This is a genomic window from Kineosporia corallincola, from assembly GCF_018499875.1.
GTDB lineage: Bacteria > Actinomycetota > Actinomycetes > Actinomycetales > Kineosporiaceae > Kineosporia > Kineosporia corallincola.
The window spans coordinates 444144-456012 of the sequence record NZ_JAHBAY010000002.1 but is presented as its reverse complement, the minus strand read 5'-3'; the positions used below and the strand labels follow the sequence as shown (position 1 = coordinate 456012).

The following is an 11869-nucleotide window of genomic DNA, read 5'->3' as shown; positions in this document are numbered from 1 at the left end:
CTGACTGACCCCTTCGGTGTCCGCGACGGACGAGCGCCTGACCGGGGCCCGCAGCGCTGACCCCCACGCCAGGAGCTGGTCCTGACCTGGCGCCGCGCAGGCGTGCCCGCACCGGGTGTGGCCGTCGGCCCGGCCCGGCGGGTCGTCAGGTCACCTGAACGGAGGCACCTCTGTCGCACGAAACCACCTTCTGTATCCGCGCCGGCCGCATGGATAGCCCGATCCCCTGAGCGACCTCAGGTCACGGGGCCCGGGGCCGATGGGGCTGGCGTCCGGAAGGCGGCACGGGCCAGGGAGCGTCACATGTGGAGAATCATCACCGTCGCGGCGGCGGCGACCGCGTCGGCCGTGGGGACGCTCGCCCTCTCGTCCCCCGCACAGGCCGCGACCCAGGAGCGGCCGATCGGCTCGGGAGGCGCCCTGACGGCCACGGCCGGCGCCCTGGACTTCGAGTTCGAGGCCGCTCCCTGGGGGAGCTGTGAGGACATTCCCCTGGCCTTCACCATCTCGGGCCCGGCCGGGGGCAGCTACATCCTGAACACGACGTTCAGCTCGGGGCTGGTGGGCGACGTCGACTTCGAGGACTTCGGCTCCACCGGGACCGCGACGGTCACCCAGGAGGCGTTCTGGTGCCCGACGGACGGATTCGGCGTCTTCGGTGGCACGGCATCGCTGACACTCTACGACGCCGAGTACAACAAGACGCTCGAGCAGGACTACCCGCTGACGGTCACCGTGAGCCCGCTCGCGAAGCTGACCCAGACCGTGGTCACCAGCGTGGCCAGGACGGCGAAGGTGGGTCGCAGCGTGTCGGTCAGAACGTGCGTGAGCGGGGACGGCCACACCCTGGCGTACCAGTCCGTGCGGGTCGTCTTCCGCAAGCCGGGCGCGAGCTCCGAGACCAAAGCCCCACTGACGTACACCGACTCGCTCGGCTGCGCGACCACGAGCGTCAAGGTGAGCAACAAGGGAACCTACGCGTTCCGCTCGCTGTCGGCGGCCACCGACCAGTTCGAGGCCGGGGCCAGCAGCGTCCGCAAGGTCAGCGTGAGCCGATGACGGGTCAGGCCCTGATCACCGGCTCGTGACGGAGGACGAGCTCAGGTCTGCCCTCGAACTCTTTCCCGCCAGGAGCGCCAGAGCAGGATCGGCAGCAGGAGCAGGGGAGGCCGGGATCTCCATCCGGCGATGAAGGCGTCGGCCTCCTCCTTCGAGACGACGTCCGACGCGCGGGCCGGTCCGAGACAGTCGACGATGCGGCCGGGATCGACAGGACGGCGGGGCTCCACGAGGTAGCAGCCCAGGCCGCCGCTCATCTGCCGGGACAACGAGGTCACGAACGCATCGCGCCGATACCGGTTGCAGAGCAGGTGCAGCCCGAGAGCCTCCAGCTCGGCCCGTAGGAGCTGAAACGCGAGCTCGAAATCGTCACCCTCGCCCCGCGCGACGGTCACCGAATCGACGGACACCGAGACGGCGCACGACTCCGACGACTCGGAGGCCGTGACGGCGCAGATCAGGTGCCGGCCGGAATTCACCGTCACGGCAGTCAGACTCATCTGGCGACGTATCAAGGTCCACAACTCGGATTCGGCAGCCCTTCGCTCGAAGGTGCGATCATATGCCTGCCGAATCTGCCGCGGTCCCGTTCGCTCGAACGGCACTGCTCTTTCGCCGGCCATCGACGCGTCACGTCCCCTGGCGACCCTTCCGGTCGCGCCGGCTGGCATGAGAAATCCAAAGTCATTGGCAAGGCTGGTCTTTCGGTGTGCCCGGCCGTGGAGGTGGGCGCGAGCGGCCTGAGTCACTCACGTCGACCTGGTGCACGTGGGCTGAGGAGGGACGCTCGGCGGGGCCGATCCGGCTGACGAACGGTGCTCGTGCCCACGGCGATGGTCGTCCCGGCGCACACGCTCGCGATGATCCAGAACGGCCGGGCCGCGCGTGATCACGGCGAGGGTCACCCCTCGCCGTGATCACGCGCGGGTGCTGCGGGACCGGTCAGGAGGAGCCGTCGTGGCCGCTGTACCAGCTGGTGCAGGAGGCGATCCGGCTGCTGCCGCTCTTGTAGTCGAAGCAGGCGCGGGTCTGGTAGCCGGTGGGGTTCGAGACCTCGTGGCTCATGTAGGCGTTGAACGGCCCGCACTGGGTCCAGGAGGACGAGCCGACCTTGCGCTTGTCGATCCAGGTGCGGTCGGTGGTCTTGCCGCCGCTGACGTAGGAGTAGTCCTCGTCGAACACCCGGCCCGTCTTGAGGTAGAGCGTGCGCCCGGCCACGGCCTTGGTGCGCACCGTGACGTAGTAGTCGAACCCGTTGACGGTGGAACCGCAGTTGGTGGTGCCGGCGGCGCGGAACTGCCCGGCGGTGGTCACCGGCTTCGCCGAGGCGGCGCCGACCGGCACCAGCACGGTGGCGACGGCGGCCGCGCCGGCCAGCAGGACCCGGACCGGCCGGGAGATCTTGGGGTTTCGCATGGTGGCTCCTTGCTCGCGAGGTGCTTCAGGTGCCGGACGTCACGGCGTCGCGACACGCAGTAGCACCCCGGTTGCCCGGGTCCCCAGCTACACACGGATGTCGATGCCCCCCAGCTTCGTCCGGAAACCGGACTCTAACCCGAAAGTTCGCTGGGCAGACGCCTGTGGGCATTCTGTGAGATGTCCCACGGGCATCGGCGGCTTATGCGGCGAATACGCTGAACTTAACGGTCTGACCGGTACGTTCGGCTGCCCCCGACCTCCGGGGTCCGTGCCGATCCGCCCGAAGAGGTTCCGTGAAACGACGTACCACCGTGGTCCTGGCCGCCGCCGCATCCCTCGCCGTCGGCGGCGCCCTGGTGCAGAGCCTGGCCGGGCACGCCGAGACCACCACCACAGCAACGACTTCCAAGGCATCCACGTCGTCGGTCGCCGCGGCGGCCGTCACCAAGCCGCTGACCAACAGCACCACCTTCTACGTCGACCCGACCTCGGGCCCGGCCACCTGGGTCAAGGCCAACTCCGGCGACAGCCGCACCGCGACCATCCGCAAGGGCATCTCGACCCAGCCGATGGCGCGCTGGTACGGCGCCTGGTCGGGCGACATCAAGCCCGCCGTGAGCACTTACGTCACGGCGGCCGCGAAAAAGAAGAAGACCCCGGTGCTGGTGGCCTACAACATCCCCGACCGCGACGCCTGCGGCAAGGAGTCGGCCGGTGGCGCCGCCGCCACCCAGTACCGCACCTGGATCAGCCAATTCGCCACCGGCATCGGCAAGAAGCCCGCCCTGGTCATCCTCGAGCCGGACGCCCTGGCCGACCTGAGCTGCCTGAGCACCACCGCGGCCACCACCCGGCAGAAGCTGCTCACCTACGCCACCCAGCAGTTCAGCAAGAAGGCGCCCAACGCCTACGTCTACCTCGACGCCGGCAACTCGAACTACGCCACCGCCGCGGCCATGTCGAAGCGGCTCAAGGCCTCCGGCATCAACAACGTGCGCGGGTTCTCGCTCAACGTGTCGAACTACCACACCACGCAAGACGAGAAGGCCTTCGCCGCCAAGCTGAACAAGGCGCTGAAGGCCAAGGGCGTCAGCACCAAACGCTACGTGATCGACACCAGCCGCAACGGCAAGGGCAGCAACGGCACCTGGTGCAACCCGGCCGGCCGCAAGATCGGCGTCACCTCGCGGGTCACCAAGAACGCCACCACGAAGCAGCCCGAGGCCCGGCTGTGGATCAAGACCCCGGGTGAGTCCGACGGCTCCTGCGGGGTGGCGCCCGGCTCCACCGCCGGCGCGTTCGACCCGCAGATCGCGTACAACCTGGTCAAGGGCAAGTAGTTTCACCGGACCCGACGGACGATCGGGGTGGTCACAGCAGTGACTCGACCGCCCCGATCGCCTCGGCCTCCTCGCCCAGCTCGGCCCGCACCACCGTCAGGGCGGCCGCCACCGGCGGCGCGCAGTACCGCCCCAGCGACTCCCGCACCCCGTCGACCACCTGGTCACCGGGCTCGGTGAACCGCCCGCCGACCACCACCAGCGCCGGGTTGAGCAGGTTGCACAGCACCGCCGTGGTGCGCCCGACCAGGCGACCGGCGTCCAGCAGTGCCCGCCGCGCCGGGCCGTGGCCCCCGGCCGCCAGCTCCAGCAGCCGCTCCTGGGACGGCGGCCCGAACCGGTCCAGCACCGCGCCGAACGCCCCGGGCTGGAGGAACACCGACAGGCAGCCCCGGCGGCCGCAGAAACACAGCGGGCCGATGTCCCGTACCGTCAGATGGCTGATCTCCCCGGCGTACCCGATCGCCCCGCCGTACATCCGCCCCGACACCACGATCCCGGCGCCGCAGTGCTGGGACGTCTTGAGATACAGCACGTCCCGGGCGCCACGCGCCGCGCCACGGCGGGTCTCACCGAGCGCGGCCAGCTGCGCGTTGTTGAACACCCGCACCGGGCAGCCCAGCTGAGCGGCCAGGTCCTCGGCCGGAGAATAGCCCGAGAAGAACGGCAGCACACTGCGTTTCCCGAACTCCCCGGTCACCGGGTGCACCGGCGCGGGCACCGCCATCGCGACCGCGACACCCGGGCCGGGGGCGTGGCCGTGACCGGCGATCAGCTCGAGGGCGAACCCGGCGGCGTCCCGGATCTGACCCCGGCCCTCGGGAGAGGCGGGCAAGGGCCGGAAACCGCCGCCGATCCGGCGCCCGGCCCGGTCGGCGACCACCGCGCGCACCCCGTCACCGCCGAGCGACAGCCCGACCAGCAGCCCGGCGGGTGAGGCCAGCCGGAAGTGCGGTGAGGGACGCCCGGGGCGGTCACCGGGCGGGGTGGCCGGCTCGACGACGCCGTCGCGGTGCAGCCCGGCGAGCAGATCGGCCACCGCCGCACGCGGCAGACGGGTACGCCGCACGATGTCGCTGCGGGCGGTGGCGCCACCGGTGCGCAGCAGGTCGGTGATCATCCGGCGGCGCACGGCCCGCTCCCGCTCGTTCACGCCACCGGGTCCGTCACCGTCCGGCCCCGCGTGCGCCGCGACGGCCCGGCCGGCCCGTTCACCCGGGAGGGTGTGCAGCGCCAGGGCCAGCGCCCCGGCCAGCGCGGCCCGCTCACCGAGTTCGCTGACCAGCACCTGGGTTCCGTCGACCAGCTCGCGCGGGGCGTAACGGCGCAGGGCCTCGCGCACCTCGGCCACCACCAGGCCCTCGGCCTCGATCATCGGGCCGGCCAGCACCACGACCTCCGGGTTGACGGTGCCGGCCAGGGCCGCGAGCACCCGGCCGATCATGTGCCCGGCGTCGCCCAGCACCCGTTCGGCGGTGGCGTCGTGCCGCGACAGCTCCAGCGCCCGGGCCACGCTCAGCCGGTCGCCGTGCATCGCCTCCAGGGCGTCGAGAACGGCCTCCGGGGCGACGATCGTCTCCAGGCAGCCGCGCCGGCCGCACCGGCACAGGGCGCCGGTCTCGTCGATCTGCACGTGCCCGATCTCGCCCGCCGCCCCGGCCGCGCCGGTGTGCAGGTGGCCGTTCAGCATCAGCCCGCAGCCGACGTCGCGGCACACCCGCAGGAAGCAGACGTTCTTGCGGCCCACCGCCACCCCCTGGGTGACCTCGCCGATCAGGCACAAATCGGCCAGACCCCGGGCGGTCACCCGCGAACCCGGCAGACCGGCGGGAGGCGGGGTGCCGGGCAGGTGACCGACCACCGTCGACCAGACCGGGCCGCTCCCGGCCTCTTCCACACACCCGGTGATCAGCGCGGCCAGGTCGGCGCCCACCGCGTCGTCCACCCGTTCCGCCCGCACCGTGCCGGTCAGGTCGGCCACGGCCACCCGGATGCCGTGCTCGTCCACGCTCGCGCCCACCACCGAGCCGGCCGCGGGCCCGAGCGTGAGCACCCGGGCGGGGCGCCCGGTGCGGGTGCCGTCGGCCCGGGCCGGTTCCTCGGCCAGCACACCGCTCGCCAGCATCTCGTCGACCAGGCCGGTGACCGTCATCCGGGCCATCCCGGTGCGCTGCGCCAGCTCGGCCCGGCTGATCCGCCCGGCCCCGCGCACCGCGCCGAGCAGCAGATCCCGCCGGAGGTGATGGACGCGTCGGCCGGGCATGCGCGCAGTCTAGGCACCAGGTTTCGGCGGAACTAGACCTAACCGGCGGCACTCCGCACGCTCGGTCAGGCACAGATCACCCAAATGGGGCCGGAAAAGCGGAGACACAGGCGATTCACGGCAAGAATGGCGCCTTCTCGCCCCTGGTTCGACCCAATCCCGGTCGATACCTTTCCGGCAGGGGCACCGACGCACCGGAAGCCGGCCCGGCCGTAGGCGTCCCAGATCCCCTATCACGCGGACCCAACGAGGTGTGTGCGCATGACCACAGCCGACTCCCGGCCGAAAGACCCCACGCCGGTTCTCTCCCCGGAACAGCCCGACGCCCCGGCCAAGCTCGTCGTCGCCATGGCCCTGGCCATGCTGGGCGCCTATCTCGCGATCCTCACCCCCGTCGTCGTCACCATGGCGATCCGGGTCGCGCAGATCGCCCCCGACAACAAGTCCGCCGCCCTGGGCAGCGTTCTGTCGGTCGGCGCCCTGCTGGCGCTGATCGGAAACCCGTTCTTCGGCGCCATGTCCGACCGCACCACCTCCCGCTTCGGCCGTCGCCGGCCCTGGCTGCTGGGCGGCATGCTGGTCGGTCTGGCCGGCCTGACGATCGTCGCGACCGGCGCCAGCATCCCGGTGCTCACCGCCGGATGGGCCCTGGCCCAGCTCGGTGTCAACGCCACCCTGGCCACCCTCACCGCCCTGCTGCCCGACCAGATCCCGCCGCAGCAGCGCGGCCGGGTGAGCGGCCTGCTCGGCCTGATGACCTCGGTCTCCATCCTGGTCGGCGTCAGCCTGGCCGCCGCACTCTCGCAGCACACCGTGCTGATGTTCCTGGTGCCGGCCGTCATCGGTGTCGCCTCGGTGGCGGTGCTCGTGACCGTGGTGCAGGACCGCCCGGCCGAGAAGGGCCACTTCGCCCCGTACCGGTTGCGCGAGTTCCTCGCCACCTTCTACATCAACCCCCGGCGCCACCCCGACTTCGCCTGGAACATCCTCAGCCGCTTCCTGCTGTGGATGGGCCTGTGCTCGGTCACCACCTACCAGAGCTACCTGCTCATCGACCGTTTCGGCTACACCACCGACAACGTCGCCACCGGTGTCCTGATCGCCACCGTCATCACCACGGTCGGCCTGGTCGCCGGGTCCACGCTCGGCGGCACCCTGTCCGACCGCTCCGGGCGGCGTAAGCCGTACGTGCTGGGCGCGGGCTTCCTGCTGGCCCTCTCGCTGGTGGTCATCGCGTTCGCCGGAAGCTTCCCGGTGTTCCTGGGCGCCATCCTGCTGTTCGGCGTCGGCGAGGGCGTGTACCTGGCCGTCGACCTGGCGCTCGCCACCGACGTGCTGCCCGACCCGAACGACGCCGCCAAGGACATGGGCGTGCTGAACATCGCCAACGCCCTGCCGCAGTCGCTGGTGCCGATCCTCGCCGCGCCGATCCTCGCGATCGGCGGCAGCGGCTCGAACTACAGCCTGCTGTTCCTGCTCGGCGCCGTGGTGGCCGTGGCCGGCTCGCTCCTGGTGCGGATGATCCGCGGCGCCAGCTGATCCCGGAAAGGTATGACCGTGAACCCTTATCAGAATCCCGCGCTACCGGTCGAGAAGCGCGTCGAGGACCTGCTGGGCCGGATGACCCTGACCGAGAAGGCCGGGCTGATGTTCCACACCATGGCCGCCGTCAACCCGGACGGCACCCTGCCGCCCGGTGACGCGATGATCCCGGACACCGGTTCGCTGATCCGCGACGGGCAGCTGAACCACTTCAACATCCTCACCTTCGCCCCGGTCACCCCGCGCCGGATCGCCGAGTGGCACAACCGGATCCAGGAGATCGCCGCCGGAACCCGGCTGGGCATCCCGGTGACCGTCTCGACCGACCCCCGGCACGGCGTCATCGACAACCCGGCCGCCTCCGCGGCGGCCGGCGGATTCTCCGCCTGGCCCGAGCCGATCGGCCTGGGCGCCACCAAAGACCCAGCCGTGGTGCGGCAGTTCGCGGACATCGCCCGGCAGGAGTACCTGGCCGCCGGTATCCGGGTGGCCCTGCACCCGATGGCCGACCTGGCCTCCGAGCCGCGCTGGGCGCGCACCAGCGGCACGCTGGGCTCCGACGCCGACATGGTCTCGGAACTCATCGCGGCGTACGTGCGTGGCCTTCAGGGGCCGGAACTCGGCCCGGGCAGCGTGGTCGCGATGGTGAAGCACTTCCCCGGTGCCGGACCGCAGAAGGACGGCGAGGACGCGCATTTCGCCTACGGCCGCGAGCAGGTGTACCCCGGGGACAACTGGGAGTACCACCTCAAGCCGTTCGAGGCGGCGTTCGCCGCCGGCGCCGCGCAGATCATGCCCTACTACGGGATGCCGGTCGGAACCGGGCACGAAGAAGTCGGTTTCAGCTTCAACCGCGGCGTGATCGAGGGCCTGCTGCGGCAGCGGTACGGCTTCGACGGGGTGGTCTGCACCGACTGGGGCCTGGTCACCGACGCCGAGATCATGGGCTCGCCGATGCCCGCCCGGGCCTGGGGCGTGGAGCACCTGGACCGGCTCTCGCGGATCGAGAAGATCCTGAACGCCGGTGCCGACCAGCTGGGTGGCGAGCAGTGCCCGGAGCTGATCGTCGAGCTGGTCGGCCAGGGCCGGATCAGCACCGAGCGCATCGACGTGTCGGTGCGGCGCATCCTGCGCGACAAGTTCCGCCTGGGCCTGTTCGACCACCGCCGCTACGTGGACCCCGACCTGGCCGAGCAGGTGGCCGGGCAGGCCTCGTTCCGCCGCGCCGGCCTGGAGGCACAGCGCCGCTCGATCGTGGTGCTGACCAACCACACCACCCTCCCGCTGGCCGAGGGCGTCACCGTCTACCTGGACGGTGTCGACCCGGCCGTGGCACAGGCCTACGCGAAGGTGACCGACGACCCGGCCGCGGCCGACGTGGCGATCGTGCGCCGGGGCGCTCCGCACGAACCGCGTGAAGGAGGGTTCGAGGCGTTCTTCCACTCCGGCCGGCTGGACTTCACCGACCAGGAACTCGCCCCGCTGCTGTCGCTGGCCGCCACGGTGCCGACCGTGCTCGACGTGATGCTCGACCGGCCCGCGGTGCTGACCCCGCTGGCCGATGAGACAGCCGCCCTGGTCGGCACTTTCGGGGTGAGCGACGAGGCTCTGCTGGACGTGCTGTTCGGCCGCTCACCCGCTACCGGCACGCTGCCGTTCGAGCTGCCGTCGTCGATGGCCGCCGTGGAGGCGTCCCGCGAGGACGTGCCGAACGACACCGCCGGCCCGCTGTTCCCCTACGGGCACGGCCTGACCCTCTGACTGCCCGGCCCTTGTCGAAGGGCACTACCCTGGCCTGCGGATTCTTCAGCAGGCCAGGGTGACGGCGGTGGGGTTTCGTGCCGGGCGTGCAGCGGGCCACCCGCCGCCGAACCGGTCCGGTCAGCCGAACGTCCAGATGTGGTCGTCCTTGGCCGAGCAGGCATAGAGGGTCAGCTTCAGGTCGGCGACCTTGTTGTCGACGCCGTAGGGGTTGGAGACGTTGAGGCACATGCCGGTCTTCACGTGGACCAGGAAGAATCCGTTGCCCTGGGCCTGCTTGCGGAACATCTGGTTGTCCTGGCTGCCGGGCAGGCATCCATGGGTGTTGACGACGGTGCCCGACTCCACGCTGCCCGAACCGTCGACGTCGAGGCACCAGCCCGACGCGACGTTGCGCAGCAGGAACGTGCCGTCGGCCGCGGCCACGGTCTGGAACTGCTGGTTGTCGGAAGCGCCTGGGGCACAGGTGTTCTGCCGGACCAGGACGTTCTCGTCGGCGGCCGCCCGGCCGGGCAGGTCGGCGCAGAACCCGGTGATCAGGTTCCGGATCACCCCGACGGTGACCACGTTGCCCGCCGCGCCGCCTGCGCTGCTCGCGGTGTTCCCGCCGGCGGCCGTCGTGGTGGCCGCGTCCTGCGTGCCGGCCTTCGCCGGGCTGTCCTGAGTTCCGGACGACGCCTTCTGCCCATCCGGGGTCGCGCCGGTTTTCGTCGTCCCTTCGTTGTTCTGGAGTGCGTCGTTGTTCCCGCTGCCGGTCGATCCGGTAGCGACCTCATCGGTTCCTGACCCCGAAGACTTCCGGGGTTTCCCGCCTGGCGTCGCCTTTGCGTCGGTCGAGGGTTCCGGAACAGCCGTCGTCGTGGGCAGTCCCTGACCGGTGGCGGGGGAGGGGGTCTCGTTCACCGCCGACGAGAGGGGGACCGGGGCGGGGTCGTGGTCACCCGAGATCGCCAGAACCGCGGCACCGCAACCGATCACCAGGACGGCGCCGACAGCAGCGACCCCGGTGCCCTTCGGGTGCGGAATCTGTTTTTTCCAGGCCCAGCCCCGGGTCGTGGCCTGGGCCCAGATCTCCAGGGAGTTCCAGGCCGAGATCCGGGCCGGGGTCCGGGTACGCCGGTGAGCCGCCCGGACCGCTGGAGACGCAACGGGTTCCGGCGGTGGTTCCGCGCCGCCGGCGGCCAGGAGTTCCTGCTGCCGGGCGGCCCGGGCCAGCGCCTTCGGGCGCCGGCTGCGAAGAAGCGGATGCTGTGTCTGGTCCGGCTGGTCAACCGGATCTGGCCGGCCGGCCGGATCCGATGGCCTCTGAACCGGCACGCCGGTCTCGGACGTCACGTCTTCTCCATTCAGTTACCGGACGGCAGGCGCCTGTTCCTGAATAGACGGACCGATCACAGCGACGGTTCAATGCTTCTCACGTCCCCCGGATGATCAGCACGGCGGTACTTTCGCGACGCGGCGCCGACAACGGACGGGGCGGTCGGGCGCGGACGGCACGACTGCTGCTGGAGAACACGACTGCTGCTGGAGAACTCGGCGGCCCGGCCCAGGTCCGCGCGGCGGGCGCGGCCGACAGCGCCGCCACCGAAGTTGCTGTTCCGGCCACGGCATCACGCCGCTACCGGTCACCATCACGCCACTACCGGTCACCCGGCTCGATCACCTGGAGACCCAGGCCGCAGCGCCGCAGCCCGCGCTCGCGTGGCCGGGCGAACGCCCTCAGACGGATCAGGGGTGGCCCAGCCACTCCTGATGACGCTCGGGGTCGACCACGAACCGGAACGACCCGCGCTCCTCGTACTCGTCCGCCGGGATCAGGTGCCAGCTCTCGTCGTCGGGGGAGCTGTCGAGCGAGGCGACCACACCCACGTGCCCGGCGGGAACGGTCTCGTGCCAGTCACCCCACACCGACCGGGCGACCGGGCCGGGCTTGCGCACCCAGGCCGGGCGGCGGGCCGGCGGCTTCTGGCCGCTCATCGCCTCGGTCGCGTGATCGGTGGTGTGGTCGGTGGTCTTCTCAATCGTCTGCTGCATGACCCGATCGTCTGTCCGGTTGTCTCTCTGGTCGGCGGCCGGGCGAGGGGCCGGCGTGCGCGTGGAGCGCTCGATCCCGGCCAGCCCGGCCAGTTCGGCGGCGAGGACCGCCGTGTAACGCTGGGGATGGGCCCGCTGCTGGAGCTCATGGGCGCGGTTCACCGTGTCGTCGGGGAACAGTGCGGGGTAGGTGATGGCCACGATCGCCCAGTGCAGGTCGTCGTCGCTCTCCCGGTACCAGCCGGTGGGCACCCGCCAGGCATCGTGGATGCGGGAGTTCGGCTGCCGGGGCACGAAGTAGCTGGTGCCGGCGTCGGTGCGGATGCGCAGGATGCCTTCGTCGCCCACCGGCTCGAACGAGCGGATACTGCCCCAGGGACTCAGGGACGGCAGTTCGGTGGTGCGCATCGCTTCTCTCCTGTGGCCCGGCACGTCGCCGTCAACGAGACAC

9 protein-coding genes are annotated in these 11869 nt (G+C 71.2%); 4 read left to right on the top strand and 5 right to left on the bottom strand.

Going from position 1 to position 11869, the window contains the following annotated elements; translation table 11 throughout:
* Positions 1-303: 303 nt before the first annotated feature.
* Positions 304-1059: a hypothetical protein gene (locus KIH74_RS06285; RefSeq protein WP_214154819.1), complete on the top strand. Its 756-nt coding sequence runs from the start codon at positions 304-306 to the stop codon at positions 1057-1059.
* Positions 1060-1100: 41 nt separating this feature from the next.
* Here KIH74_RS06285 and KIH74_RS06280 read toward each other — a convergent pair whose 3' ends face one another.
* Both KIH74_RS06280 and KIH74_RS06275 read right to left on the bottom strand, forming a co-directional pair.
* Complete coding sequence (locus KIH74_RS06280) at positions 1101-1559, bottom strand: hypothetical protein (RefSeq protein ID WP_214154818.1); 459 nt, start codon at positions 1557-1559, stop codon at positions 1101-1103.
* 442 nt (positions 1560-2001) lie between these two features.
* The gene (locus KIH74_RS06275; RefSeq protein WP_214154817.1) at positions 2002-2475 is read right to left on the bottom strand and encodes a hypothetical protein; all 474 of its coding nucleotides are present in this window, start codon (positions 2473-2475) and stop codon (positions 2002-2004) included.
* 296 nt (positions 2476-2771) lie between these two features.
* Between KIH74_RS06275 and KIH74_RS06270 the strand changes: the two genes are divergently transcribed.
* Positions 2772-3818 (top strand): glycoside hydrolase family 6 protein, encoded by a 1047-nt coding sequence (locus KIH74_RS06270; protein WP_214154816.1) that lies wholly within the window; start codon positions 2772-2774, stop codon positions 3816-3818.
* 31 nt (positions 3819-3849) lie between these two features.
* Here KIH74_RS06270 and KIH74_RS06265 read toward each other — a convergent pair whose 3' ends face one another.
* Complete coding sequence (locus KIH74_RS06265) at positions 3850-6081, bottom strand: ROK family transcriptional regulator (protein ID WP_214154815.1); 2232 nt, start codon at positions 6079-6081, stop codon at positions 3850-3852.
* 261 nt (positions 6082-6342) lie between these two features.
* Between KIH74_RS06265 and KIH74_RS06260 the strand changes: the two genes are divergently transcribed.
* Both KIH74_RS06260 and KIH74_RS06255 read left to right on the top strand, forming a co-directional pair.
* Entirely contained in the window at positions 6343-7620 is a 1278-nt protein-coding gene (locus KIH74_RS06260; RefSeq protein ID WP_214154814.1) for an MFS transporter, read from the top strand.
* 12 nt (positions 7621-7632) lie between these two features.
* On the top strand, positions 7633-9384 hold the full coding sequence (locus tag KIH74_RS06255; protein ID WP_372492002.1) for a glycoside hydrolase family 3 protein: 1752 nt from the start codon (positions 7633-7635) through the stop codon (positions 9382-9384).
* 120 nt (positions 9385-9504) lie between these two features.
* Here KIH74_RS06255 and KIH74_RS38395 read toward each other — a convergent pair whose 3' ends face one another.
* A complete protein-coding gene (locus tag KIH74_RS38395) occupies positions 9505-10719 on the bottom strand; it encodes an RICIN domain-containing protein (protein WP_214154812.1) in 1215 nt (404 codons plus the stop codon).
* A 393-nt stretch (positions 10720-11112) separates the two neighbouring features.
* On the bottom strand, positions 11113-11826 hold the full coding sequence (locus KIH74_RS06245) for a DUF7007 domain-containing protein (RefSeq protein ID WP_214154811.1): 714 nt from the start codon (positions 11824-11826) through the stop codon (positions 11113-11115).
* Positions 11827-11869 lie beyond the last annotated feature (43 nt).